This is a genomic window from Arthrobacter sp. 35/47 (assembly GCF_000520475.1).
In the GTDB taxonomy this organism is placed as follows: Bacteria; Actinomycetota; Actinomycetes; order Actinomycetales; family Micrococcaceae; genus Arthrobacter_D; species Arthrobacter_D subterraneus.
On sequence record NZ_KI914603.1, the window covers coordinates 164,328 to 189,967 of the forward strand.

Here is a 25,640-nt window from a genome sequence, read left to right on the forward strand (position 1 = left end):
CGTGCCGCCCAGCGGGCTCAGCCCGCCGTGCTGCTGCTCGCGCAGCTGACTGTAGGCGGCGTGTGAATCGGTCACCGGCCGGGCGAGCCCGTCAAGCACCCACCCGGAAGGGAGCGGTTTGCTGAGGTAGTCGTAGACCTTCACCTTGTTCATGGCGACCGTGCTGGTGGACATGTCGAGGAGAAACGGCTCGTCGGGGTTGGCGCTCGGCGCCGCGAACGCAAGCGGATTGGTCCCGAGCACGGGCCTGGAACCGCGGGTGGGGACCACCGTCCTGGTGGGGGTGGTCGAGGTAACCAGACCGATCTGCCCCGAGTCGACGGCGATCCGCGCGTAATACCCGGCCGCACCGAAATGGTGGGAACGCTTCACGGTCACCACCCCGACGCCGGTTTCCCGCGCCTTGGCGGTAGCCAGCTGCATCGCGGTGACCATGGTCGAGTGGCCCAGGTTATGGCCCCCATTGACGACGGCGGTCGACGTACCTTCCCGCTCGATGACCATCTCCGCGCCGGCGTCCAGCTTCCCTGCGTCGATGAGCCGCTGATACATGGGCAGCATGGAAATGCCGTGCGAATCAATGCCCAGCAGATCGGTGTCCACCATGACTTCCGCGGTGATTTCCGCCCGCTCCGGAGCCATGCCCCACGCGGCCAGAACCGAAAGGATCTGTTCCCGGACGGTGTCTGCTGCGTACTGCTTCATGAATTGCCCCTCGTGAGTCCCCGTTCCTACAGGAACAAGACTAGGCGGGCCACAGCTCACGCCGGCGCAGCATACTTACGACGGCGGTACTCAGTCGGGCTCACTCCGTACCTTCGTTTGAAGGCAGTGCTCAGTGCGAACGGGCTGCCGTAACCGATCTCGCCTGCAATACGAGCGGTGGTGCGGTGCGGATCCGCGAGGAGTTCGCTGGCGAGAACCATCCGCCAGTTGGTCAGATAGGTCATGGGCGGCTCCCCGACGCTGTTCCGGAACCGCGCGGCGAGCGTGGCCCGCGAGACATTCACGCGTGCGGCGAGGGACTCCAGTGCCCACGGCTCGGCGGGACTGTCATGCAGCAGTTCGAGGGCCTGCCCGACGACGGAATCGGCACCCGCCGACAGCCAGCCTCGCGCCTGCTCGGGGTGGGCGGCGGTCCACGCGCGGACACAGTGCACCAGAAGCACATCAAGCAGTCGGTCGATGACACTGCCCTGCCCGGGTGCGTCGGTTCCCACTTCACCGGCAAGGAGCTGCACCAGTCCGGGGCTCACCTTTCCGGCAGGGACGACGGCGGTACGCGGCAAGGCTGCCGTCACCGTGGAGCCGATTTCGGCGTCGGACTCGTAGGTGCCGATCAGCATGGTGGTCTCGCCCATTGCTGTGTTGCCCCAGGTCCGGACACCGCGGTTCATGCTCAGCCGCACCGGCTCACCGCGGAGCGTGGTGCACTCCTGACCAGGGTGGATGATGATGCTCGCCTCGCGCTCCGGCTCGTCGGCGACGACATAGGGTTCAGGCCCGCGGACCAGGGCGATGTCGCCGGTTCCGAGGGTGATCGCTTCACCATCCGTGACGAGCCAGGCGTGCCCGGTCAGCACTGCCATCACGGTCAGCGGCGCCCTGTCCCTGACGTCCAGACACCACGGCGGGTTCATCACCATCCGTAGCGCGAAGGCGCGACGGGCGTGGGGGCCGTCGAGGAAGTGGGTGAGGGGATCCATGGAAGTCAGACTAGACGATTGCTTATGAATCGGAGTGCTTGAGCTATGGGAAGTCTTTGCCACTCACGGTGTGCTTGATTCATGACTACTCCTGGTTTCCTTGACACGGTCGCGACAACCACGGCGGCGGTGTGCGCCGGGGCGGCGGGCGGCGTCTACGTTGCGTTCTCGGCCATGGTCATCCCAGCTCTCAACGCCCGACCGGCAGGGGAGGCCGTCACCGCGATGCAGCGCATCAACGTCCTGGCGGTCCGGCCACCCTTCATGGTGCTGTTCTTTGGCGGCGCGGCTGCGTCGGTTGTCGTGGTGGCAACCGCTGGTGCCTCCGAGCCGCACAGCCTGATGCGACTGGCCGGGGCGGTGCTGTCCCTCGCAAGTTTCGGGGTGACGGTCGCTGTCAATGTTCCGCTCAACAATGCGTTGGCTCGGGCTTCGGGTGGGGGCTTTACGGAGGCCTGGCGCGCTTTTGAGCGTCCGTGGGCCCACGCAAATACCGTGCGGGGCGTTCTGGCGCTCGCCGGTGCTACTGCGCTCGCCGGGTCACTGGGATGGTGATCCGGCAACCACCTACAGTAAAGGTCATGCAGCCAAACGAACCGGTCATCAAACAGATCAACGCCGACGGCCTGATGCCTCCCCGCGGAAAGTACAGCCACGTGGTCATTGCCCACGGCACCGCGTACATCTCCGGCCAGTTGCCGGTGGACGGTGAAGGAAGACCGGTCACCGCTGAAAGCTTCGCGGTACAGGCTCGACAGACGCTGAGCAACCTCGACGCCTGCCTCACCACAGCCGGGCTTCAGCGCACCGATTTGGTCCAGGTGCGGGTCTACCTGACCGACATGGGCAACTGGAAGGAATTCGACGAGATCTACGGCGAGTGGATCGGCTCCCACCGCCCGGCCCGCGCGGTCGCAGGGGTGAGCGCGCTCAACCATGCGGCGGCCCTGGAAATGGAAGCGACCGCCGTCGTCGCCGTCGTTGAAAGCTAGTCATTCAGATCCGCGCAGTGCCCCGAAAGCACGTTATCGTGGCGCCGCCCACCCAGACGGTGCCGTCGTCGTCGGCTGTGATTGAGATGTCGCCTGCCCGGCGAAGCCGGCTGCCCTGCGAGACCCGATAGGTGTTCGGCATGGCACCGCTGGCGGTGAGCCACTGGCCCACGGACGCGTTCATGCTCCCGCACACGGGATCTTCGGCGATGCCGGCCGCGGGCGCGAAGGTCCGCATCTCGTAGGCGTACTCCGAACCCTCGGGGTGGGCACCGATTGCGCCGATCATCGCCGTCGGGATCTGCGACAGATCCGGTTCCAGGTCGAGGACTTCCTGCGCGGTCGCCAGTCGGATGACGCCCCATCCCGGCCCGTTGTCCACCCATTGGTGGGAGATCACCTGATCCTCGCGGATCGCGAAGGCGGCGACAATCTGCGCCAGATACCCGCTCTCCAGCTCGCCGGTCCGCTGGGTAGCGGGCGCGGCGAAGGACAGGATCCCGTTCCCGCGCCGCACCTCGATGAGGCCCGCCGTGCACTCCTGCACGACGACGTCGCCCCGCTTCGGAGCACCGCCCGCTTCCAGCCACGCGTGCGCGGAACCCAGCGTGGGGTGGCCGGCGAACGGGAGCTCGCCTCCCGGGGTGAAGATGCGCACTCGGTAATCGGCGCCTGGGTCCGTGGGAGGCAGCAGGAACGTGGTTTCGGACAGGTTGGTCCAGCGGGCGACGCGCTGCATCGCGTCGTCGTCGAGCCCGTGACCGTCCAGTACGACGGCGACAGGGTTGCCGAGGTACGGGGTCGGGGAGAACACATCGACCTGGGCGAAGGGGCGGGGGCTGCTCATGAGGATCAGTCTCGCAGGTCCGGCGGGCGCCCACGCAAGACCCTTGTCGCCCCGCAGCGCCCGGCATAGCATCCAGTAATGGAAATCGTCGAGTACCGGCCGTCGCGTGATCAGCTCATCTACACGTTTGGCGGTGCGAAGCCGGCGATGACCATCAGGCCCGGAACCGTCCTCAAGCTCTGGTCGGAGGACGCCTTCAACCACGCGCTCACGTCCGTCGAGGACCTGTCGAGTGAGAAGGTGGACCTGCGCTTCGTCAACCCGCAGACCGGCCCGTTCTACGTGGAGGGTGCCGAACCGGGGGACACACTCGTCCTCCACATCGTCGACCTGACCCCGGCCCGCAGCTGGGGCGCCTCCGCCACCATCCCCTTCTTCGGTGGCCTGACCAGCACCGACCGCACCGCGCTCCTGCAGGAACCGCTGCCCGACACCACCTGGATCTACCACCTCGACTCCGAACGCAACACCGTCGGCTTCGAATCCCGCTTCGGCGACTTCCGGCTCGAGCTCCCGGTCGAACCCATGCTCGGCACCGTCGGCGTCGCACCGCCCGGCGGTGAAGTGCGCTCCTCCCTCGTCCCCGAACGGTTCGGCGGCAACATGGACTCACCCGAGGTCAAAGCCGGGTCCACCATCTACCTCGGCGTCAACGTCGACGGCGCGCTCTTCTCCATCGGCGACGGGCACTACCGGCAGGGCGAGGGCGAAGCGTGCGGCACCGCCGTCGAGGGTGCCATGGACTCGACCATCATCGTGGAACTGGTCAAGGGCGGCGCCCCGTCCTGGCCGCGCATCGAGACTGACACGCACTGGATGGCCGTGGGATCATCCCGCCCGATGGAGGACTCCTGGCGGATCGGCCAGTTGGAAATGGTCCGATGGTTCGGCGAACTCTTCGGTCTCCACGCAATGGATGCGTACCAGCTGCTCACCCAGACGGCGCAGGCTCCGATCGCCAACGCGGTGGACGCGAATTACAGCGTCGTGGTCAAGGCCGCCAAATCGCTCTTTCCCTCCGCCAGCGCGTACGACGGCGTCCACACCGACCTGCGGGACCGCAGCGCCGGAATCTAGGCAATAGAAAGGATCCACCATGGATCTGCAACTCAACGGACTGACCGCCCTCGTCACCGGAGGCACCAAGGGCATTGGCCGCGCGATCGTGGAGACCTTCGCTGCCGAGGGCGCCAACGTCGCCTTCTGCGCCAGAAACGCCGACGACGTCGCTGCCGCCCAGGAAGCGGTGGGCCGGGACACTGTGGTTGGCACGCAAGTCGACGTCGGTGACGGCGGAGCCGTGGCCCGGTGGGTGAGCGACACGGCGAAGCGGTTCGGCAGCATCGACATGGTGGTCAGCAACGTCAGCGCGCTCGCGATCCCGGACACGGAGGAGAACTGGGAGGCGTCCCTGAACGTGGACCTGATGGGGACGGTGCGCCTGGTGAAGGCGGCGCTGCCGCACCTCGAGCAGAGCTCGGCACCCTCGATCACCGCGATCTCCAGTGTCTCGGGGCGGGAGGTGGACTTCGCCTCCGGACCGTACGGCACGGTGAAGTCGGCGATCATCGCCTATATGGCCGGGCTTGCCTTCCAGCTCGCTGAACAGGGCATCCGGGCCAACACCGTTTCACCAGGGAACACGTACCACCGCGGCGGTGTCTGGGAGCAGATCGAGCAGGGAAACCCGGAACTGTTCAGCATGGCGATGGGGCTGAACCCGACGCACCGGATGGGCACGCCGCAGGAGATCGCCGACACGGTGGTCTTCGTCGCCAGCCCCAAGTCCAGCCGTACCACCGGCGCCAACATCCTCGTGGACGGCGGCCTCACCCGCGGCATCCAGTTCTAACGGCTCCGCCCGGGCCGGATTCCCCCGGTTCTGGAGGGTGCACCGCGGTTTGGACGGCGTGTCGCCGTCCGACACGCTGAATGGGGGTCAGAAGCTGGGGGAATCGGCCCGCGACGGGGAAATCGCGAAGGTTCTAGGACAGCCCAAGCTCGGCAAACGCAGCGACCAGGCCCTCCCGGCTTGGCGGAGCAGCGGTCCGCTGGGCTACGGCCAGCAGCTCGGGCGAGGACCCTTCGATGGCGATTCCCAAGCCGACGTACGCGAGCATCTCGAGATCGTTCTGGCCGTCCCCGACGCCGATGGAGTCTTCCCGGCGGATGCCCAGTCGCTCCAGAGCGACGGCCACCCCGTCCGCCTTGCTGATCCCGTGCTGGAACAGCTCACCGGTGTGCCGGCCCTCGTCCGCGATCGAATTATCGACGACGGCGACTGCCGGCCCGATCCCGTCGGCGATGGCTTTGACCGGGATGGGCGCATCGAACACGGAGACCTTGGCGAACGGCACCGGGATGCCGTCCGTCATCAGCTCGACCGCTTCCAGGATGGCCGACGCACCGGTCGACTGACCGTCCGGACCCTGCTGGAAGTGTTCCTCGATAATTTCCTTCAGGCGTTCCATTGCCGCTGCGGGCACGTGCAGGGACTCCTGCGACTCGAGAATGTACACAGCGCGGTTCGCATCGAGTGCAGCGACGGTCCGGTCCGCGAGCTCCGGCGGAAACCGGCGGTCCAGCAGCACCTCACCGTCCACCTCGACGTACGCGCCGGCGCTGGCCACCAGACCGTCGAACCCGGCCGCGCGGATTTGCGTGCTCAGCATGGAGACGGGACGTCCGGTGCAGAGCAGGACCTTGTGTCCGGCCTTCCGGGCGGCCTGCACCGCGCGGACGTGGCCCTCGGGCACCACACCGTAATCCGCGTAGGTGCCGTCCACGTCAAGGAAAATAGCGCGGCTGGTCGGTGAAGAAGTGCTGGTGGGGTCCGGGCTCATTCACCGGATTCTACCGACCCGGGGACGCGCCGCAGGGCGGGAGCCGTGCCCGCACGGACCTGCAGGTGACCGCCGCGGGTGGACGCGGCCTCCACGCCGAGGCAGTCCCGTTCCACGGCGGTCCAGGGATGGGCTTCAATGTCCGCTCCGCCCAGCCGGCATGCCGCCACCGCCAAGGGAGTCAGCAGGGCGTAGAGGCCGGTGGGCCGCTGCATGTCGGCGACGCACAAACGCCCCGCCGGCTTCGTGAGGTTCCGCATGTTCGTCCAGGCGCGCTCCCACTCCGGCATCAGCGACAGCGCGTAGGTGGCCAGGGCGGCGTCGGACAGCTCGCGCCCGCCCGCGGCGGCCACCCGGGCGCCGATGCTGGCCGGGGACAGCGTGGTGGCGTCAGCCTGGATAAGGACAACGTTCTTCCAGCCGCGGCGTTCCGCCCGCCGGCGCGCCTGGCGAAGCATCGCGGGGCTCCGGTCGATCCCCACGATCAGGCCGTCGGCGGACACCTTCGATTGCAACAAGGCAAAGTTGAGCCCGGTGCCGCAGCCGAGATCGATCACCTGGTCGCCGGGCTGGAGCCGGAGCAGGTCAATGCCGCGGCGGCGCCCGGCGCGGTACACCGGAAACTCCGCCGACAGGATGTCATACAGCGGTGCGAATGTTGTGTATTTCTCGATGCCGGGCCTCTTCCATCGCATAAATGGGTCATCGCCCAGGGGTGATCCCAGCTTAGGGCGCACGCCGAACAACACTAGGGCACCTTCATTCCGCTCGCGGTGTCCTGGATTACAGACCCGGGCGTCGATCCTCGTCCAGCCGCCGGAAAAAATGGGAGCAGTGACCGGGCAGAATCCCTGATGCGGTCATGTACAATTCGGCCATGTACAGCGCAGCGTTGCAGTTCCGCTTTGTGAGGGTCTTAGCGCTTCTCATCGCCGCCGTCGCACTTCTCGCCGGATGCACCGGCCCAGCCCCTGGTCCGGATCCGGAGGAACCCCCCGACCCCGCCGCACTGTTGACTGAGTCGAGCGAGACCACCAAAGCGCAGACCAGCGCGCATCTTGAGCTTGCGGTTGAGGGTGAAGTCCCCGGACTGCCGGTCGAGTTCATCGATGGTCAGCTCACGCAGACTCCCGCGGTCGCTGCCCAGGGCACACTCGACATGACATACCTCGGCCAGCAGCTCAAAGAGGTTGAGTTTGTGGTCTTCGAAGGCGACCTGTGGGCCGCCCTCACCGCGGGGGGCAGCCTGACCAACTTCGGCCCCGCATCCAACGTCTACGATGTCGCCACCATCTTGGACCCGGACGTGGGGCTGGCCAACGTGCTCGCCAACTTCTCCGATCCCGCCATCGATGGAGAAGAGACCGTGGAGGGCGTGGACACTGTGCGCATCACGGGCACCGTCGCCGCGGACGCGGTCAACAACATCTCCCCGCAGATCGGGGCAACGGAGCCTGTGCCCGGCACGGCCTGGATTTCTGAGGAAAGCGGCCGTGAGCTGATGCAGGTCCGGTTGGAACCCAGCCCCGGGAACAGTGTCACCATGATCCTGTCCGAGTGGGGTGAACCGGTCACCGTCGAGAATCCGGCAGGATGATTCAGGGCCCGCCCCCGGCAGCCGGGCGGGTGCCGACCAACCGCCGCATCGCGATCAGTGCGGCGAGCCTCGCAGTGGCGCTGGGCGCGCTGGATACCTACGTCGTCGTCACGATCATGACGGACATCATGCGCGACGTCGGCATTGGGGTGAACCAGCTGCAACGGGTCACTCCCATCATCACCGGCTACCTGCTCGGCTACATCGCGGCGATGCCCCTCCTGGGGCGGGCGTCGGACCGGTTCGGCCGGAAGATGCTGATTCAGGTCGGTCTAGCCGGCTTTGCGGTTGGATCGGTAGTCACGGCGCTTTCGGCCGACCTCACCGTCCTGGTCCTCGGACGCACTCTCCAGGGCGCCGCCAGCGGCGCCCTGCTGCCGGTGACAATGGCCCTGGCAGCAGAACTGTGGGTTGCGCGCAACCGCGCCACCGTGCTCGGTGGTGTCGGTGCCGTCCAGGAACTGGGAAGCGTGCTCGGCCCGCTGTACGGCATCGCTTTGGTGGGGTTGTTCCAGCATTGGCAGGCCGTTTTCTGGATCAACGTGCCGCTTGCGGTGATTGCGATGGTGATGATCCACTTCAGCCTGCCCGGCCGCCGAGAAACCGATGCCCCGCAGAAGGTCGACGTGGTTGGCGGTCTGCTGCTGGCCACCGCCCTGGGCCTGATCGTGATCGGGCTCTACAACCCCAGGCCGGACGGCGAGGCGGTGCTGCCCAGTTGGGGAACGCCGGTGCTGGTCGCGGCCGCCGTGATGGCCATCGCGTTCTTCGTATGGGAGAGGTTCGCGCGCACCCGCCTGATGGAACCGGCAGGAATGCACGTCAGACCGTTCCTGGCTGCACTGGGCGCGTCGATGGCCGCCGGCGCAGCGCTCATGGTGACGCTGGTCAACGTTGAGCTGTTCGGTCAGGGCGTTCTGGCCAGGGATCAGAACGAGGCTGCTCTCCTGCTGCTGCGCTTCCTCGTCGCACTGCCGGTAGGGGCATTGCTCGGCGGCTGGCTGGCCACGCGGATCGGAGAGCGGATCGTCGCGTTCACAGGCCTGCTCATCGCCGCCGCCGGCTATCTGCTGATCTCGAAATGGTCCGTCGATGTGCTGACGACGCAACACGATCTCGGACTGTTCAGCCTGCCGACACTGGACACCGACCTAGCGATCGCCGGGTTGGGTCTCGGCCTGGTGATCGGTCCGCTGACGTCGGCGACGCTTCGCGTGGTTCCCGCTGCCCAGCACGGCATCGGATCGGCGGCAATCGTGGTCGCCCGGATGATCGGCATGCTGCTCGGTATCGCGGCATTGAGCGCGTGGGGCCTCTACCGGTTCAACCAGCATCTGGCCGCCCTGCCGGCCGGCACGGGGGGCACACTCGAGGAACGGTTGTTGGCCGAGGCAGGCCGGGTCCGCGAGGCGTACGCCCTGCAGTACGGCGAAATCTTCCTGATCACCGCGATCGTGTGTGTGGTGGGCGCGGGGTTGGGTCTGCTGATCAGCGCGCGCAACGAGTACGCCGAGGAGCCCGCGCCGGACGCTGCGGAAGACCGCCGGTAGCGATTGGGCCCGGACCAGGCACCGATCAGCGCCTGGACAGCCCAGACCGCGGCAAACTGTTCTTAAATTGCGCACTTTCTTCGGTCGCGCTTCACCTTTCGGTCCTACACTGTGGTGTAGGACACATCCTCAGCCAGCGGTGGGATGGTCTGTTCCAGGCCACTGGGGGAGTGACCATCACGCGTGTGTGTATGAGGAGAATTTCCAGTGAACAAGACACTCCGTTTTATGGCAGTACCTACCGTCGCTCTGGGCGCACTTGCCCTCTCTGGATCGCCGGCCATGGCCGCTGACCAGTCCTACCAGGCCACCCTCGGCCAGCTGAACGGCAGTTCCGGTTCAGGCACCATCGAAGTCCACGTCACGGGCAATGAGGCTCATGTCCTGCTGAAGGTTTCGGGTATGCCCGAAACCTTCATGGACATGCCCTACCCGCACGTCCAGCACATCCACGGCGGAGCGCAGGGGACCTGCCCGGATCCCTCGGCCGACCAAGACGGTGACGGGGTAGTCTCCACCACCGAAGGCGCCCCGTCCTACGGCGGCGTCCTCACCACCCTCTCCACCAGCGGTGACACCAGCCCCGCAGCCGCCGCTGACATCAACCTTGCCGGCAAGGGGGCCGCATACTCGATCGACCGTACCTTCGAACTGAATGCTGAAACCAAGGCAGCCCTCGAAGCCGGCACCGCAGTCGTCGTCGTTCATGGTCTTGACCCGGCGACCCTCAGCCCGGCCGCCGCGGCAGCCCCGTCCGACATCGCACCCCAACTGCCCCTGGCAGCAACCTCGCCGGCACTGTGTGGCGCTTTGACCGCCGCGCAGGTGGAAATGCCCACAGGAGGCGCTGACACCGGTGTCGCACAGGAGCCCGGCACCGGAACCGGAACACTCGCCCTCGGTGGTGGGCTGGTTCTCATCGCTTTGGCCGGCGGCGCCTACGTTGTCCGTCGCCGCACGGCAGGAGCAGCCGGTTAAACGCCCGGTGACCGGCCAAACGCTGGGGCACGCCTGGAGCCCGGCCGCCGAAAAGGCCTGAAGGCCGCACCGGCAGCCGGGCTTCTGCTGTGCCCTTGCCCTTCCGGCAGTTCCACCTTCGGTGTCCTGGATTACAGACCACGACGGCGATTCCCGTCACCGTAGTCTGGGTGCACCACGACCTCCCTCCTCCAGGAAGAGCTGAATACATGGACAAGCCGGTTGACCTCCTCGTGCTCGGCGGAGGAACGGCGGGGATCGTCGGGTCCAAGACGGCCGCCCGGCTTGGCGCCCGGACCGTCCTGGTGGAAAACAAGCGCACCGGCGGCGACTGCCTGTGGACCGGCTGCGTGCCCTCCAAAACCCTGCTGTCCGCGGCGAAGGACGCCGCGGAGCAGCGCGGTACTGCCGGCGGCAGGGAACCGGACTTCGACCAGGTGCGCGCACGCGTCACCGCGGCAATCCGGGCCATCGAACCCGCCGATTCCCCCGAGTCACTGGAAGCCGCCGGCGTCGAGGTCCGCAGCGGCACCGCACGGCTGACGGGCGACGGCGAGGCCGAAGTCAACGGCCGGCGGATCCGATTCCGGCAGGCGCTCATCGCCACCGGAAGCCACCCCACCGTTCCGCCCATTCGCGGGCTCGCGGACGCCCGCACCGTCACCTCCGACACCGTCTGGGACCTCACGGAACTGCCCGGGCGGATGGTCATCATCGGCGGTGGGCCCATCGCCTGCGAACTCGGCCAGGCATTCGCCCGGCTCGGCACACGGGTCACCATCCTGGCCCGGACAGGCATCCTGGGCAAGGAAACCCGGGACGCCGCCGCCCTGGTCCGGAACGCCCTCACGGCCGACGGCGTCACGGTCGCCGAAAACGAATCCGCCCGCACGGTGGAGAGCGCACCGGACGGACGCTCCACGGTGCTCACGTCGAAGGGCAACCGGTTCGACGCCGACGTTCTCCTGGTCGCCGCCGGAAGGACCCCGCGAACGGACGGCCTCGGCCTGGACACGGCAGGCGTGGAGCTCGACGACGCGGGACAGATTCTCGTGGACCCGGCCATGCGCACCTCCAACAAGCGCATCTGGGCCGCCGGGGACGTAACCCAGAATCCGAAGTTCACCCACCTCGCCGGCGTCCACGCGAGCACCGCCGCATCCAACGCCATCCTCGGCCTGCACCGGTCGGTCAGCAGTGTCATCCCGCGCGTGACGTTCACCTCACCCGAGGTGGCGGCGGTCGGGCTCACCGACGCCTCCGGTCCCGGGCTGAGCCTCTCAACCGTGCATCTGGACGATACGGACCGCGCCATCACCGAGGGCCAGACGGCCGGCTTCGCACAACTGGTCATCGGCAAAAGGGGCCGGATCCTGGGCGGCACCATCGTGGGGCCGCGGGCCGGTGAGTCACTGGCCGAGCTCACCCTCGCGGTCCAGCAGGGGATGAGCACGCGGGCGCTCGCCGGAGTGACCCACCCGTACCCCACCTACAACGACGCCGTGTGGAACGCCGCGATCAGCCACGCCCGGGAAGGCCTCGACTCGCCGGTGGCCACGGCCGCGGTACGCCTGCTCGGCGCCGCCGCCCGCCTGCGGAACGGACGCCGGTGATCCTGCCGGCGGCGGCACTGAAGGCGGCCGCCTCAGCGCAGCGCGCGGAAACCTGCCACAACGCGCTGGCCGGCGCTCAGGGACACCAGCACCGCCCACACCAGGGCGATGTGCCCGGCGAACGCCGGGAAGAGCAGCCACAGGCTGTGTACGACGACGGTCTCCGCACCTTCCGCGAGGCCGCCCAGGAAGGACAGCGAGCGTCCGTCGTCGAGCTGTCTGCCGCTGCGCTCGGCGATGGAGGAGAAGGCAAGGAACACGCTGCCGTTGATGTAGTAGCCAAACAGGACCAGCAGGAACGGCAGCCAGCCGGCGTCGTACCCTGCGGTGGCGCCGACCGCCACGCCCACCACCGTGGCGCCGTACACAATGAAGTCCGCTGAGATGTCCCAGAACCCGCCTTGGCCGGCGTCGTCCTGCCCGGTTCCAGCGATATGTGCTGCACGCAGCCGGGCCAACGGTCCGTCCAGGCCGTCGGCGAGGCGGCAGAGGAGCCAGGCGGCCAGCGCCGGAACCCACAGCTGGCCGGCAGCAAGCGCGGCGCTGGCAAGGCCGAGCAGCAGGTTCAGCGAGGTCAACCGGTTGGGGGTGATCCACGGGACGTCGAGACGCCGGGCAGCGGCGTTGAGCGCGGGCGCCAGCAGCGGGCGGAGCCGGGAATCAAACATCGGTGCGGGTGCCCTTCCTTCGCGATCGGACCGCGTAGATGACTCCCGCGAGGGTCAGGAGGCCCAGCCCGGCTGCAGCGACCTGGGCCTGCCAGCCGAGCTCGAACCCGTAGGCACCCAGTGCAAGGAAGCTCAGCGTCCCGGGCAGGATGCCAAGGGCGGTTCCGAGGAAGTACGGGCGCCAGCCCAGGGAGGTGAGGCCGGCGGAGTAGTTGATGGCGGTGAACGGCAGCACCGGCACCAGCCGCACCCCCACCACGGCGGCGAAGCCACGCCGCCGGAGGGCCTCGTCCACCCGGGCCACCCGGGTCCCCGTGAACCGTTCCACGGCTTCGCGGCCGAGGAACCGGCCCAGCCAGAAGGCCGCGGTGGCTCCCAGCATTGCGGCAAGGTAGACAACCAGGAAGCCGGCGCCGAAACCGAAGAGCACTCCCGCTGCAACGGTGAGGACGTTCTTCGGCACCGGTGCGAGGGTCAGGGCTGCGTAGCCCAGCCCAAAACCCACCGGGCCCCACCATCCGGCCGAATCGACCATCGCGCGGAGCTCCCCGACCGGCGGAATCGGAATGAGAAGCACAGCCGCAGTCGCCGCAGCCACGAATACCAGAAGAAGAAGTGCCCGTCGGAGGGGAGCCGGAAAGCGTTCACGCCGCCCGCTCTGCTCCGTCACCGTACCTGCCATCCGTTCGCCGTTACCGTCCTCCATCGAGGCACGCCATGAGCATACGGGAACCAGAAAACCCAGAAGGAACCATGCATATCACCGCCTCCCGACCGTTCCGCCGCGCGCTGGCCCCACTGGCGCTCGCCTCGGCGCTGCTGCTGTCCGCCTGCGGCGCCCCCGCGGGGCAGACCGGTCAGCAGCCCGACGAGGAGTTCTCCGGGTTCGACGACGTACTGGAGGCCGCCGAAGGCTCCACCGTGGACCTGTGGATGTACGGCGGAGACGAGCAGGGGAACGCCTATGTGGATGAGACCCTCGCCCCGGCCGCCGCGGAGCTCGGCATCACCCTGCGCCGGGTCCCGGTGGCGGATACGGCGGACGCCCTCAACCGGGTCCTGAGTGAAATCCAGGCAGGGCGCGACGACGGTTCGGTGGACCTGGTCTGGGTCAACGGCGCGGTGTTCAGCACCGGCAGGCATGCCGACGCGTGGCGCTGCGGGTGGACGGATATGCTGCCCAACATGGCCTACACGGACCCGGCGGACCCTCTGCTCACCAACGATTTCGGAACGCCGGTCGACGGGTGCGAGGCACCCTGGCACAAGGCCCAGTTCACGTACTTCTACAACTCGGACACCGTGTCCCAGCCGCCCACCAGCCTGGCCGGACTCCTCGAGTGGGCCGAGGCCAACCCCGGACGCTTCACCTACCCGGCACCACCGGACTTCACCGGCAGCGTCTTCCTCCGCGAAGTGCTGATCTCCACCGCCGGCGGAGCGGCCGAGGTTCCCCTCGAATACAGCGAAGGGGCCTTCGAAGAGCATGCGCCTGCCGCCCTTGAAGCGCTGGAATCCCTGGAACCGTCCCTGTGGCGGGAAGGGGCAACCTACCCGCGCGACGAGCAGGCGCTCAACGAACTCTTCGCCAACGGCGAGGTGGACTTCGGCATGACCTACGGCCCGGCACGGCTGACGGAACTGGTGGATTCCGGCGCACTCCCGCCGTCCACCAAGGTACTGACCCTGGACGAGGGCACGGTGGGCAACGCCAGCTTCCTCTCCATACCGGCCAACGCCGAGGACGCCGCCGGCGCCATGGCCGTCGCCAACCTCGCCCTCTCCCCGGAGCAGCAGGCCGCCAAGGCCGGCCCTGACACGTGGGGCCAGTTCACAGTGCTCGACGTCGACCGGCTGGAACCGGCGCAGCGCGCACTTTTCGACGGACTCCGGTCCTCTCCGGTGGTCCCGCCCTACGAGGAGCTCTCCCGCAACTCCCACGCGGAACTCGGCTCCGCCTGGGTCCCCGAGCTGGACGACGCCTGGCGCCGGACAGTCGCCGGCGGGTGATGGCCCCGAGTGCCAGGGCGCTGCTGATCGCCGCACCCGCGGTCCTGCCCGTGGCCCTCGTGTTGACGGGTGCGCTGGTCGCCGCCGTCCTGCAGAGCCTGGGACTCCTGCCATTCATCGGGGAACCGGAGTTCAGCACCGCGGCCTGGGACGCGGACGGCGAACTCCTGATCGCCACCGGAATCTCCGTGTACATCGCTGCGGCATCCACCGTACTGTCCGTCGTCGTCGGCTTTCTGATCGCCGCCTACGTGCTCACCTCCGGCGTCAGCGGCCGGGTGTTGGCAGTGCTCAGTGCGGCGTCGGTGCCCATTCCACACCTGGTGGCCTCGGGCGCCATGGGTCTGCTGCTGTCCGACGCCGGTTTCCTGGCCCGCGTTTTCGCCATGCCGCCCGGTTTCCCCGGGTTGGTCGGCGGCCTTGGGTGGGGTGCGGCGATCCTCGAGTTCGGCTGGAAGGAGTCCGCCTTTGTGGCGCTCGTGCTCATCGGCAGCATGGCCCGCTCCGCCGGCGGTCTCTGTGAAGCCGCGGCCACCCTGGGCGCGTCCGCGAAGCAGCGGATGCTGCACGTGCTGCTCCCACTCTCGCTGCCGGCGCTGGGCGTGTCCGCGCTGGTGGTCTTCGTCTACACGCTGGGCTCCTATGAGGCGCCCTGGCTCCTGGGACCGGTGGCGCCGGAGCCGTTGCCGGTCCGCGCGGTCCGCCTGTTCGGATCCATCGACCTGACCGCCCGGCCGGAGGCGATGGCAACCGCCCTGGCGTCCGTCGTCGTCGGCCTTGCAGCCATCGGCGCGGGACTGCTGGTGCTGCGCCGCGTGAAAGGTTGGCGTTGATGCAGACCTACCAGCCGGTGCGGCTGAGGGCACCCGGAGGCGCCGGGATAACCCGGCCGCTCCTGGGCGGGCTGCTGTTCCTGTGGATCCTGCTGCCGGTGGTGCCGCTGATCCTGTGGTCGGTCGCCGCGGAATGGCGGGCTCCGGACGTGCTGCCCGGGGCCTTCTCCGCCGCGGGACTGGCCGCGCTGCTGAGGCCGGAAGTGCTCACGGCAACCGGGGCGTCGCTGGTCCTGGGCCTCAGCGTGGCGCTGCCCGCCACCATCCTCGGGGCACTGGCGGCCTTCGCGGCGCGGCGCCTTCCCAACGGCTGGGCGCGCGCGGTGGAGCTGATCCTGCTGGCGCCGCTGGCCATCCCGCCGTTTGCGCTGGTGATGGGTTCGAACGTCCTGTTGCTCGGCGCACGCGTGCCCGCGTTCCCGTCCGTGGTCCTGGTGCTGACGGTGACCGCGCTGCCCTACACGGTGTTTATGTTCCGCGCGGCGCTCGCCTCCTATGATGACCAGTTCGAGGAAGTGGCCCGCACTCTCGGTGCTTCTCCCCGGGCGGTTCTTGCCAGGGTGCGGATCCCGCTGCTGGCCCGCGCCACAGCCCGGGCGGCCTTCCTGGCGTTCCTGGTGGGCTGGAGCGACTACATTACGACGCTGCTGGTGGGCGGCGGACAGCTGCTGACCCTGCCGATGGTGCTGGGTTCCGCGGCATCGGCCACCGGAAACGAGCAGCTCACCGCGGCGCTGTCCCTCGCCATGATCGTGCCGCCGCTGTTGTTGCTGGCGCTTCTCGCCGCGCCCGGTCCGAGGAGGAGACAATGAGTTCCAGCCTGACCTTCGACCGTGTGTCGAGGATGTTCGGACAGTCCGAGGTCCTGAGCGACGTTTCCCTCACAGTGCCGGCGCGTTCCATGGTGGCGCTGCTCGGCGCCTCCGGCAGCGGCAAGTCCACCCTGCTGCGGATCGCCTCCGGGCTGGATGCGCCGAGCAGCGGATCGGTGCTCGTGGACGGGCAGGATGTCGGTGCGGTGCCCGCCGAGAACCGGGGCATCGCCGTCGTCTTCCAGAAACCGCTGCTGTTTCCGCATCTCACGGTGGTGGACAACGTGGCGTTTCCGGCGCGCATGGCCGGTGTGACCAGGCGGGAGGCGCGCTCGCAGGCGCTGGAGTTCCTCGACCTGGTGCAGCTCGGGAGGTTCGCGCGGCGCATGCCGGGCCAGCTCTCGGGCGGCCAGGAACAGCGGGTCTCGCTGGCGCGTGCCCTCGCCGCGCAGCCGCGCATCCTGCTCCTGGATGAGCCGTTCAGTTCGCTGGACTCCCGGCTCACCGACGACATGTATGAACTCGTCGGCAAGATCCGCGCGGAGCTTGAGCCGACCATCGTGCTGGTCACCCACGACCGGCGGGAGGCCTCCGTGCTGGCCGACACGATTGCCGTGCTGGACGAGGGCACCATCCTGCAGCACGGCCCGGTCCCCGAACTGCACTATCAACCGGCCACCCGTGCAGTGAACCGCATCCTGGGCGGGCTCAACGAGATTCCCGGGCATCTGGCCGGCGGGTTCCACACCTCGGTGCTGGGCCGGGTCCGAGTCCAGCCGGGCGTCCCGGACGGGCCGGCCCTGCTGGTGGTGCGCCAGGAGGCACTCCGGCTGATCCAGAACGACGACGGCGGCACTTCCTCCGGCGAAGAGGCCCCCGCCGGGGTGGTCACCGAGGTGAAATCGATGGGTGCGCACGTGCTGGTCCGGGTACGGGTGGAATCCGCCCCGGGCAGCGGGAGCACCGCCGTCGAAAGCATCGCCGTCGAACTGGCAGGGGCACCGGCGCTGCGGGCCGGGGACCGCGTAGGAGTGTCCCTGGCCGGCGGGCAGGGGTGGGTTGTGAGGGTCTGAGAGGAAATTGTTCTTGTGTGTTCTGGGTTGCAGAGCGGGCCGGCGAGGCCCCGTAGCGTTCTGGAACGAGGACACATCCAGGAAGGCAGTCCGATGACACCCACGCATCCATCCACGCACCGAGCTGACGCAATACGCTTCAGGGTAGGCGCGTTCCTTCTTCCACGGGGATGCAGGTGAAGGACGAGTGTGCGGTGGGCCTGGCCGGCACACCGGCGGCGGGGGAGAGGCCCTGGTCGCCACAGAAACGAGAGGTAGACGTATTGACCACGGGAGACCCTGAGGCGTTCACCTGCCTGAATGACGTTGACCTGTTCGCGGACCTCAGCGTCGCGGAGCTGGAGTCCATGCAGCTCATGGTGCCGGAGCGGCGTTTTAGTGCCGGTGAGCTGGTCTTCTCGCAGTCGCAGCCGGTGACGTCCCTGTTCATCCTCCGATCAGGACGGGTACGGATCTTCCGGATCACCGAGGACGGCAAGGCGCTCACCATGGCCATCCTGGAAGCCGGGGCGGTGTTCGGGGAGATGCTCCTGGTCGGCCAGCGCATGTATGACAATTACGCCGAAGCCATCGAGGAATCGGTGATCTGCCAGCTCACGGTCGACGACGTCGAGCGGCACCTGATCGCCGACCCGCGCATCGCGGTCCGGATCTCCCGGCTGCTCGGCGAGCAGGTGGCCAGGCTGGAGGAGCGGCTGACCGATCTGGCCCTCCGCCCCCTGTCTGCCCGGACGGCCAAGACGCTGCTGACCCTGGCTGACGCATCCCGTCCCAGCATGCTGGGACAGGCTGCCGCCATCCGGATCACCCACGAACAATTGGCCGGACTCCTCGGAGCCACCCGGGAAGCCACCAGCAAAACCATGGCCGAGTTCGCGGCCGAAGGGCTGATCAAGCAGAGCCGCGGGCGGATCACAGTCCGGGACCGGAACCGGCTCGGAACCATCGCCCGCAGAACCTCCTGATCAGCACGAACTCCAGTTGTCGGTGGGCCGATTGTGCCCACTGCTTGCAAGAATCACCGAGAGAAAGGCATATCCATGTCACGCGTAACAGTGCAGACCATCGATTCAGCTCCCGAGGAGTCCCGCGTCGAGTTGAAGGCCCTCGAGCAGAAGTTCGGCAAGGTGCTCAACATCCACGGCGCCATGGCGTCCTCGCCGGTAGTCCTGCAGTCCTACGTGGCCCTGCAGCAGGTCATCGGCGACTACGGAACGTTCGATGCCCGCACCCGCGAGGCTATTGCGCTCGCCGTCGGCAACGTGGACGAGTGCACCTACTGCCAGTCGGCGCACACCATGGGCGCCAAGGCTGCCGGGCTGACCGAGGAGCAGACCGTCGCGGTCCGCAACGGGCGGGTGGACTTCGACGACAAGCTCGCCGCCCTCCTGCAGGTGGCCCGCGAGGCCACCGCGAGCAAGGGCAACGTTGCGGACGGCACCTGGCAGTCAGCGCTCGACGCCGGCTGGACCACCGAGGAGCTCACCGAACTTTCCACCCACGTGGCCCTGAACCTGTTCACCAACTACTTCAACCACATGGTCGAGACGGATCTCGACATTCCGGCAGCGCCCGGACTGTAGGTCCCTGCACCGGGGTGCGCGCCGGCGTCCGCGGCGTGCACCCCTCGCCGTCTCCTCCCTGTTGTGAACCTCAAACGGAAGGTCCGCCGTCGTCATGGCTGAAATGTTCGACCTGATCGTCATCGGCGCCGGCATGGCCGGGGTCAGTGCAGCGCGGAAATGCGCCTCGCAGGGCTGGCGGGTGGCCATTGTGGACGCGCTCCCGTACGGCGGCACCTGCGCGCTGCGCGGGTGCGATCCCAAGAAGATCCTGCGCCGCGGGGCGGAGATCATCGACAGCGCGCGGCTGATGCGGGGCAAAGGCATCGACGAAGCGGGGCTCTCGATCAACTGGACCGACCTGATGAAACACAAGGAGGGTTTCACGGACGGCGTCCCCGCCAGCATGGAGGAGGGCCTCGCCGGCAGCGGCGTCACCACCCTGCACGGGGAGGCCACTTTTGTTGACGCCCACCGGCTCGATATCGACGGCGTGGTGTACGAGTCCCGGAACTTCCTCATCGCCACCGGTGCCCGGCCACGACCGCTCGATGTCCCCGGTCACGAGCACATCATCGACAGCACCGCATTCCTGGAACTCGAAACCCTCCCCGCACGCGTACTCTTCATCGGCGGCGGGTTCGTGTCCTTCGAGTTCGCGCACATCGCTGCCCGGGCCGGGGCGGCCCCCGTGATTCTCGACCGAGGAAAGCGCCCGCTGAAGGGCTTCGACCCGGACCTGGTGGAGCTGCTCATCGAGCGGGGCGCCGAGGCAGGGGTGGAGGTCCGGCGGGAGGCGACCATCACCGCCGTCGAGCAGGTTGCCTCCGGATACCGGGTCCGTTTCGATACTTCCGGAGAGCAGTCTTCCCTCGATGTTGATCTTGTGGTTCACGGTGCGGGACGCATTCCCGAGATCGCCGGCCTGAACCTGGACGCCGCCGGCATAGCCTGGACCGAACGCGGTGTGAGCGTCGGGGCGCACCTGCAAAGCACCACGCACTCCGGGGTATACGCCGCCGGTGATGCCGCGGATACGCCGGGACTGCCGCTGACACCCGTCGCCGTGTTTGAAGGCAAGGTTGCCGCATCGAATCTGCTGAAGGGCACGACGACGGCGCCTGACTACACCGGCGTGCCCACCACTGTTTTCACCATCCCAGAACTCACCAGAGTCGGCATGCTGGAACAGGAAGCGCGGGACAGCGGCATAGACCTGGATGTCAGGTACACCGATGCCGGCGGCTGGTACTCCAATTACCGGATCGGTGAGAAGACCGCCGCAGCGAAGATCCTCATTGACCGTGCGGCTGACAGGATTGTCGGTGCGCACCTGCTCGGGCCGGATTACGGTGAGCTGATCAACTTCATCGGACTGGCCATGAAGCTCGGCCTGAGCACGCGGCAGCTGAAGTCCATGACTGCCTCGTACCCGTCGGTGGCGTCCGACCTGGGCTCGATGCTGTAGCTCTACCAGCCAGTCGGGCCGCCTGACGGGGTTTCGCCGGCCGGGATGGGGGCGTAGAGTCGCGCACATGGCTGGCACACTGACACGACCCCGTAACGGCAAACTCATCGCTGGAGTCTGCGCGGCTCTGGCCACCGGTTTCGGCCTGCCCAAGTGGCTGGTCCGGATCGGATTCATCATCTTCGGCCTGGTAGGCATCGGGGAGCTGGTCTACATCATCCTGTGGATCGTGCTGCCCAAGGAGAGTTACTGACCTCTTCCTTCTCTAGGACAGCAGGAACGGGGCTCCGGTCTTTTCGCAGAGCTCCGTGAGCTGCGCAAGCAGCGCGTCGCTCACCGGAATTCCGGCCTGCACCCGCTCGGCCCGCACGCGCCGTTCAACATCCCCCGGTACCAGGACGGGCCGGTCAGGGGAGGCAGGCGGCTCCGCCCGCAACGTGTCGAGGATCGCCGAGACCGAGGCGGTGAAGTCCTCCGGATCGCCGAAGAAGCCGGGGTCGATCGCGAGGCAGAAGTGGCCGATGTCGTCCGGACCGGCCCCTTCCTTGAGCGGTGCAAAGGCGGCGCCGGCCAGGGCACCAGCGAGGATCTGCACCAGAAGGGCGAGCCCGTAGCCCTTGTGGCTGGAGAGTTCTTCGGATCCGCCCAGAGGGCTCAGCCCGCCCCCATGCTCGCTGCGGAGGTGAGAGTAGGCAACCTTCGAATCAGTCACCGGCCGGCCCGCGTCATCAAGCACCCAACCCGAGGGAAGGGGCCGCTGAAGGTAGTCGTAGACCTTGACCTTGTTGACGGCCACCGTACTGGTGGACATGTCGAGCACAAACGGCGCGTCGGGGTCATTGCCCGGCGCCGCGAACGCCAGCGGATTGGTGCCGAGCAGCGGCCGGGAACCCCGTGTGGGCACCACCGCCCTGGTCCGCGTAGTGGACGTCACGAGACCCACCAGCCCTGCATCCGCTGCGATCTTCGCGTAGTACCCGGCGGCCCCGAAATGGTGTGAACGGCGCACCGTCACCACCCCAACGCCGGCCTCCCGGGCCTTGCGGCAGGCCAGCTCCATCGCAGCCACCATGGTCGGGTGCCCCAGGTTATTGCCACCGTCAATGACGGCGGTCCCCGGTGACTCGCGCAGAGTCACCGGGTCGGCCCCGATGGCCAGCGTGCCCTGCGTGATGAGCCGCTGGTAGCCGGGCAGCATCGAAATACCGTGGGAATCGATTCCGGCGAGGTCCGTCTCCACCATGACTTCCGCCGTCGTTCCGGCTTTGTCCGAGGGCATTCCCCATGCGTCGAGGACGGCCAGGATCTGGGCTCGAACGGCCTCTGCCGGATACAGGTTCATCGGATGTGTTCCTTGCCTATCGGGATTCCAGTGGATAACGGGCGGAGATGACGCCGGCGGCGCCGAGCGCCAGCGCGATGCCCCACAGGGCGCCGGATGCTCCCAGCCCGGCAGCCACGGCACCGGCGGCGGTGGGAAAGACAATCTGCCCCAGCCGGCTGCCGCTGATGCGCAGCGACATGGCCCGGCCCTGGCTGCCGGGCGGCGCGGCGGCGGCAAGCCACGCCATGGTTACGGGTTGGCCCACGCCGAGCCCGAACCCGAGCAGTACCAGCAGGACAACCAGCGCCGGCATCGGGAATCCGAGCGGCACCAGCGCCATCGATACCGCTGCGATCACCAGGCTGAGCAGGAGGACACGGTCGGAGCCGAGGGCGCGGACCAGGGAGCCGAGGAAGAAGCGGGAGAGCATCGACGAGGCGGCACGCACCGACAGGAGCAGCCCCACCACCCCCGCGCTGATGCCCAGTTCGGCGCCGAGCACCGGAAGGTAGATCAGCGTGATGTCGACGGCGGCAAGGACAATCGCCGTGATGGTGATCGCCGGGACCAGTCCACGGATCCGCAGGATTTCGCGCCAGCTCGCCGGCTGGGCGTCGCTGCCGCCCTTGCGGAAACGCGGCACCGGTAGTACGACGGCGACTCCCACCGAGAGGGCCATCAGCACCGCCGCGACGGCGAAAATTGAACCGGTGTCCGGGATGGTGGCGTTGGCGCCGAAGACGGCGATCAGTCCCGGGCCCAGCGCCTGGCCGAGAGAGCCCGCCAGCGTGTAGTGCCCGAAAACGGACTGGAGTTTCCCGGGCGGCGTCAGCCCGGCCACCCCGGCCTGCTGTCCGATGACGGCCATCAGATGGCCGATCCCCAACAGCACGCTGCCGACGACGAGCACGGTGATGGTCCCGCCGATGAAGGTCAGCGCGACCCCCGACAGCGCCATCAGCAGCGTGCCGACCACCATAATTTTCTTTGGCCCGAACCGGTCGGTTGCCTGCCCGACGAGCAGCGCGCACAGCAGGGGAGCGGCGGCGTAGGTTGCGGCGAGGGCACCGAGCCAGGCCGGAGCAATCCCGATCTCAAGGGCACGGTAGGAGATGGTGGGGCGGACCGTGAACGCCATGCCCTGGGTGATGACCGCCTGGACGAAGATCAGCCAGAGCGCGGCAGAAGTGCCCCGTGAAGTCATCCGCCGCTCACCATCAGCGTCCGATGGTGTTTCGGGCCTGCACCGGCTCAGGTGCGCTCAGGTGGCGTTGGCCGATCGACTGGGCGGCCTGCCGGACCTCCCACACCACCTGCTGGATCTTCTCCTCCGTCATGTGGGCATCAGCGCCGCTGACAATGACCACGCCGACCATCCGCCCGCTTGCGCTGAACACCGGAGCGGAGACGGAGGTGATCCCGACGGCGCGTTCGCTGTGTGCCACGAGGTAGCCGTCTTCGCGGATGGCTTGGAGGGATTCCTTGAACTCTTCGGGGGTGAGCTCCAGACCGGACTGCATCTGGATCACATCGACGGTCTGCAGGAGCTCATCGACCTCCTCGTCGGTCATCCCCGAGGCGAGGACGCGGCCGGCGCCGAGATGCAGGGGCAGCCGCTCGCCGATCGGCAGCGCGTACCGGAGCGGGTGTTCTCCCTCCACACGGGCGACAACCACGCGGCTGAGCCCGGACCGGACAAACAGCGACGCCGTGAGTCCCGTCGCAGACGCGAGTTCCTGCAGGACGGGAAGCGCGGCGGCGCTGAGCCGGTTGCCGCGCAGAAAGGCATGCGCCATGGGGACGGTGCCGACGCCCAGCTGGTAGGTCGAGTCATCGCGCTCCACGAGACCGCGGCCCTCCAGCACGTTCAGGATGCGCTGGGTGGTGCTGACGGCCAGTCCCGCCTGCTGGGCGATGTCCGTCAAACGCAGCGGACGGATGTTTTGCTCGAGGACGGCCAGTACATCGAAGGCGCGTTCCAGCGATCGCATGGGCGATTCGTTCGGTGCCACGGTGTCTCTTTCAGCTGGATTTTTCGGGACAGGCGTTCCCGGCCGGACGTGGGGGTCCGGCCGGGAAACACTTTAGCCCGAAGCGCCTACCCGGGCGTCCGGGGCAGCCAGTTCCAGCTCGCGGTCGATCTGGTCCCGGGTGGCCTGCTCGGCGTCGCGCTTGGCCTCTGCGGCGGCCACCACCGCCTCGGCGTGCTGCCGCGGAATGACGACGACGCCGTCAGCGTCACCTACGATGATGTCCCCCGGGTTGACCGGGACACCGCCGACGGCGATGGTTGCCCCGACCACGCCGGGTCCGTTCTTGTACGGGCCGGCCGCAGTGACAGTCCGGGCGAACACCGGCATGCGGTATTCCTCGAGTCCGGGAGCGTCGCGCACGGCGCCGTCGATGACGAAGCCTTCCACACCTCGGATCCTGGCCTTGCCGCCGATGAGCTCACCGATCAGTGCGCGGCTCTCGTCCGCCTGCCCGCTGACCACAATGATGTCCCCGGGCTGCACGGTGGCCAGCGCCTCGTGGATGTACTTGTTGTCACCTGCGCGGGTCCAGACGGTGTGGGCGGTACCGACGCACCGGGCACCGCTCCAGACGGGGTGAATCGCCGGGTCCATCACGCCGAGCCGTTCCATCGCGTCACCGATGTTCGCGCTGGGGAGCGCCCAGAGGCGCTCCTTCAGCTCCGGCGTGAGCGGCTGATGGGGGCGCTCCGGGATAGTGGCGAAGGGGCTCACTTACCTTCCTCACGGACCAGCGGGAAGAGGGTCTCGAAGGTGCCCTCGGTTTCGGTCCAGTACTCGGTGTAGGCTGCGGCGTCCCGGTAGCTGGGGGCCAGGCCGAGTTCCTTCATCTTCGTCTGGAATTCCTCGTCTTCCATGATGGTGCCCATGGTCTCGGAGATGGTGGTCACTGCTTCCTCCGGTGCGCAGGCAGGGAAGGCGTAGCCGCGCGATGAGGAGATTTCGACGTCGTGCCCTGCTTCAGTGAAGGTGGGCACGTCCGGCAGGAAGGGGCTGCGCTCGGAATCCATGATGCCGATGACCTTGCCCTGGCCGTTTTCGGTCATTTCGACGACGTCGCTCACGTTGGCCACGTAGACCTCTACCTCGCCGCCGAGGAAGGCGGTCTTGGGTGCGCCGCCGCCGTCGGGGAAGTGTACGGGCGCAAATTCGGCGCCGGTTGCTTCCTGCACGGCGACCATGGCGAAGTGCTCGTTGCTGGCTACGCCGGTGGTGGTGTAGAGCAGCTCGCCCGGTGTTTCTTCCGCGGCGGCCAGGAGGTCATCGATGGTGTCGTAGGGGCTGTCCGGGGCTACAACGATAGCCGTCGGGTCGACCACCTGCAGGCCGATGGGCGCGAAGCTTTCGCGGTCGTAGGTGGCGCCGCGGCTCTCGTCCAGCACGGAGACAATCGCGGAGGGGAAGTTGGCGGTGCCGAAGGTGTACCCGTCGCAGTCGGCGTTGGCCACGGCGGTGAGGCCCACCTGGCCGCCGGCGCCTTCCTTGTTTTCCACGGTGACGTTGACACCGAGCTCGTCCTCGAGGGCATCGGCCATCAGGCGGGCGCCGACGTCGGTGCTTCCGCCGGGACCGTAGCCGACGATCATGGTGAGGTTTTCCTCCGGGTAGTTGGCACTGGCTTCGCCCTGTTCCTGGGAACCGGAGGCGTCGCCACAGGCGGCCACGGAGATCAGGAGCAGCGCTGCTCCCGAAACTGAAGTGATTGTCTTACGCATTGTCGAACTCCTAGTG

Annotated in this window: 28 protein-coding genes; 16 read left to right on the forward strand and 12 right to left on the reverse strand. The window is 67.8% G+C overall.

Annotated elements, in window-relative coordinates:
- Both X803_RS22295 and X803_RS0111270 read right to left on the reverse strand, forming a co-directional pair.
- Window positions 1-705: Ldh family oxidoreductase (locus X803_RS22295; RefSeq protein ID WP_035778642.1), on the reverse strand; the 705-nt coding region annotated here is incomplete at its 3' end.
- A 56-nt stretch (window positions 706-761) separates the two neighbouring features.
- Window positions 762-1,706: an AraC family transcriptional regulator gene (locus X803_RS0111270; RefSeq protein WP_026545217.1), complete on the reverse strand. Its 945-nt coding sequence runs from the start codon at window positions 1,704-1,706 to the stop codon at window positions 762-764.
- Window positions 1,707-1,787: 81 nt separating this feature from the next.
- On the opposite strand from X803_RS0111270, the gene X803_RS0111275 reads away from it, so the two are divergent.
- Window positions 1,788-2,261 carry an anthrone oxygenase family protein gene (locus X803_RS0111275; RefSeq protein ID WP_026545218.1) on the forward strand — a complete coding sequence of 158 codons (474 nt, stop codon included), beginning with the start codon at window positions 1,788-1,790 and terminating at the stop codon, window positions 2,259-2,261.
- A gap of 26 nt (window positions 2,262-2,287) precedes the next feature.
- Window positions 2,288-2,698 (forward strand): RidA family protein, encoded by a 411-nt coding sequence (locus X803_RS0111280; RefSeq protein ID WP_026545219.1) that lies wholly within the window; start codon window positions 2,288-2,290, stop codon window positions 2,696-2,698.
- A 4-nt stretch (window positions 2,699-2,702) separates the two neighbouring features.
- Here the strand turns inward: X803_RS0111280 and X803_RS0111285 are convergent, their stop codons facing one another.
- A complete protein-coding gene (locus tag X803_RS0111285) occupies window positions 2,703-3,545 on the reverse strand; it encodes a PhzF family phenazine biosynthesis protein (protein ID WP_026545220.1) in 843 nt (280 codons plus the stop codon).
- A gap of 78 nt (window positions 3,546-3,623) precedes the next feature.
- Here X803_RS0111285 and X803_RS0111290 point away from each other — a divergent pair, with 78 nt between their 5' ends.
- Together X803_RS0111290 and X803_RS0111295 are read left to right on the forward strand one after the other, a co-directional pair.
- Window positions 3,624-4,622, forward strand: coding sequence for an acetamidase/formamidase family protein (locus X803_RS0111290; RefSeq protein WP_026545221.1), 999 nt, complete (start codon window positions 3,624-3,626; stop codon window positions 4,620-4,622).
- A 19-nt stretch (window positions 4,623-4,641) separates the two neighbouring features.
- Window positions 4,642-5,397, forward strand: a complete 756-nt coding sequence (locus X803_RS0111295; protein ID WP_026545222.1) for an SDR family NAD(P)-dependent oxidoreductase — start codon at window positions 4,642-4,644, stop codon at window positions 5,395-5,397.
- A gap of 133 nt (window positions 5,398-5,530) precedes the next feature.
- Here X803_RS0111295 and X803_RS0111300 read toward each other — a convergent pair whose 3' ends face one another.
- Both X803_RS0111300 and X803_RS19445 read right to left on the reverse strand, forming a co-directional pair.
- Entirely contained in the window at window positions 5,531-6,388 is an 858-nt protein-coding gene (locus tag X803_RS0111300; protein ID WP_035778643.1) for an HAD-IIB family hydrolase, read from the reverse strand.
- Window positions 6,385-7,083: a class I SAM-dependent methyltransferase gene (locus tag X803_RS19445; protein ID WP_051470691.1), complete on the reverse strand. Its 699-nt coding sequence runs from the start codon at window positions 7,081-7,083 to the stop codon at window positions 6,385-6,387. Before X803_RS19445 ends, X803_RS0111300 begins: the two co-directional genes overlap by 4 nt.
- Window positions 7,084-7,265: 182 nt before the next feature.
- Between X803_RS19445 and X803_RS0111310 the strand changes: the two genes are divergently transcribed.
- The 4 genes from X803_RS0111310 to X803_RS0111325 all read left to right on the forward strand — a co-directional run bounded on the left by X803_RS0111310 (window position 7,266) and on the right by X803_RS0111325 (window position 12,126).
- The gene (locus tag X803_RS0111310) at window positions 7,266-7,985 is read left to right on the forward strand and encodes an LppX_LprAFG lipoprotein (protein ID WP_216699054.1); all 720 of its coding nucleotides are present in this window, start codon (window positions 7,266-7,268) and stop codon (window positions 7,983-7,985) included.
- A complete protein-coding gene (locus X803_RS0111315; protein WP_051470692.1) occupies window positions 7,982-9,535 on the forward strand; it encodes an MFS transporter in 1,554 nt (517 codons plus the stop codon). The genes X803_RS0111310 and X803_RS0111315 overlap by 4 nt, the downstream gene beginning before the upstream one ends.
- Window positions 9,536-9,742: 207 nt before the next feature.
- Window positions 9,743-10,513 (forward strand): hypothetical protein, encoded by a 771-nt coding sequence (locus X803_RS0111320; RefSeq protein WP_026545226.1) that lies wholly within the window; start codon window positions 9,743-9,745, stop codon window positions 10,511-10,513.
- A 209-nt stretch (window positions 10,514-10,722) separates the two neighbouring features.
- Complete coding sequence (locus X803_RS0111325; protein ID WP_026545227.1) at window positions 10,723-12,126, forward strand: dihydrolipoyl dehydrogenase family protein; 1,404 nt, start codon at window positions 10,723-10,725, stop codon at window positions 12,124-12,126.
- 32 nt (window positions 12,127-12,158) lie between these two features.
- Here the strand turns inward: X803_RS0111325 and X803_RS0111330 are convergent, their stop codons facing one another.
- Both X803_RS0111330 and X803_RS19450 read right to left on the reverse strand, forming a co-directional pair.
- A complete protein-coding gene (locus X803_RS0111330) occupies window positions 12,159-12,794 on the reverse strand; it encodes a CDP-alcohol phosphatidyltransferase family protein (protein ID WP_026545228.1) in 636 nt (211 codons plus the stop codon).
- Window positions 12,787-13,371, reverse strand: coding sequence for a TVP38/TMEM64 family protein (locus X803_RS19450; protein WP_162149228.1), 585 nt, complete (start codon window positions 13,369-13,371; stop codon window positions 12,787-12,789). Before X803_RS19450 ends, X803_RS0111330 begins: the two co-directional genes overlap by 8 nt.
- Window positions 13,372-13,547: 176 nt before the next feature.
- Here X803_RS19450 and X803_RS0111340 point away from each other — a divergent pair, with 176 nt between their 5' ends.
- The 8 genes from X803_RS0111340 (at window position 13,548) to X803_RS0111375 (ending at window position 20,805) form a co-directional block, all read left to right on the forward strand.
- Entirely contained in the window at window positions 13,548-14,804 is a 1,257-nt protein-coding gene (locus X803_RS0111340) for an ABC transporter substrate-binding protein (RefSeq protein ID WP_035778646.1), read from the forward strand.
- Complete coding sequence (locus X803_RS19455; protein ID WP_216699055.1) at window positions 14,801-15,637, forward strand: ABC transporter permease family protein; 837 nt, start codon at window positions 14,801-14,803, stop codon at window positions 15,635-15,637. Before X803_RS0111340 ends, X803_RS19455 begins: the two co-directional genes overlap by 4 nt.
- Window positions 15,637-16,449, forward strand: a complete 813-nt coding sequence (locus tag X803_RS0111350; RefSeq protein ID WP_084033677.1) for an ABC transporter permease — start codon at window positions 15,637-15,639, stop codon at window positions 16,447-16,449. The genes X803_RS19455 and X803_RS0111350 overlap by 1 nt, the downstream gene beginning before the upstream one ends.
- Window positions 16,446-17,522 carry an ABC transporter ATP-binding protein gene (locus X803_RS19460; RefSeq protein ID WP_035778647.1) on the forward strand — a complete coding sequence of 359 codons (1,077 nt, stop codon included), beginning with the start codon at window positions 16,446-16,448 and terminating at the stop codon, window positions 17,520-17,522. Before X803_RS0111350 ends, X803_RS19460 begins: the two co-directional genes overlap by 4 nt.
- A 263-nt stretch (window positions 17,523-17,785) precedes the next feature.
- Window positions 17,786-18,487 carry a Crp/Fnr family transcriptional regulator gene (locus tag X803_RS0111360; RefSeq protein ID WP_051470694.1) on the forward strand — a complete coding sequence of 234 codons (702 nt, stop codon included), beginning with the start codon at window positions 17,786-17,788 and terminating at the stop codon, window positions 18,485-18,487.
- A gap of 75 nt (window positions 18,488-18,562) precedes the next feature.
- Window positions 18,563-19,105, forward strand: a complete 543-nt coding sequence (locus X803_RS0111365; RefSeq protein WP_026545232.1) for a carboxymuconolactone decarboxylase family protein — start codon at window positions 18,563-18,565, stop codon at window positions 19,103-19,105.
- 94 nt (window positions 19,106-19,199) lie between these two features.
- Window positions 19,200-20,552: a dihydrolipoyl dehydrogenase family protein gene (locus tag X803_RS0111370; RefSeq protein ID WP_026545233.1), complete on the forward strand. Its 1,353-nt coding sequence runs from the start codon at window positions 19,200-19,202 to the stop codon at window positions 20,550-20,552.
- A 67-nt stretch (window positions 20,553-20,619) separates the two neighbouring features.
- Window positions 20,620-20,805 (forward strand): PspC domain-containing protein, encoded by a 186-nt coding sequence (locus X803_RS0111375; protein WP_026545234.1) that lies wholly within the window; start codon window positions 20,620-20,622, stop codon window positions 20,803-20,805.
- 12 nt (window positions 20,806-20,817) lie between these two features.
- On the opposite strand, the gene X803_RS0111380 is transcribed toward X803_RS0111375, so the two are convergent.
- From X803_RS0111380 to X803_RS0111400, 5 genes are all read right to left on the reverse strand, one after another.
- On the reverse strand, window positions 20,818-21,894 hold the full coding sequence (locus X803_RS0111380; RefSeq protein ID WP_026545235.1) for an Ldh family oxidoreductase: 1,077 nt from the start codon (window positions 21,892-21,894) through the stop codon (window positions 20,818-20,820).
- Window positions 21,895-21,910: 16 nt separating this feature from the next.
- On the reverse strand, window positions 21,911-23,080 hold the full coding sequence (locus X803_RS0111385) for an MFS transporter (RefSeq protein WP_026545236.1): 1,170 nt from the start codon (window positions 23,078-23,080) through the stop codon (window positions 21,911-21,913).
- Between the two features lie 13 nt (window positions 23,081-23,093).
- Window positions 23,094-23,888, reverse strand: a complete 795-nt coding sequence (locus X803_RS19465; protein WP_051470695.1) for an IclR family transcriptional regulator — start codon at window positions 23,886-23,888, stop codon at window positions 23,094-23,096.
- 72 nt (window positions 23,889-23,960) lie between these two features.
- Complete coding sequence (locus X803_RS19470; RefSeq protein ID WP_156930054.1) at window positions 23,961-24,623, reverse strand: RraA family protein; 663 nt, start codon at window positions 24,621-24,623, stop codon at window positions 23,961-23,963.
- Window positions 24,620-25,624 (reverse strand): tripartite tricarboxylate transporter substrate binding protein, encoded by a 1,005-nt coding sequence (locus X803_RS0111400; protein WP_026545237.1) that lies wholly within the window; start codon window positions 25,622-25,624, stop codon window positions 24,620-24,622. The genes X803_RS19470 and X803_RS0111400 overlap by 4 nt, the downstream gene beginning before the upstream one ends.
- Window positions 25,625-25,640: the final 16 nt, after the last annotated feature.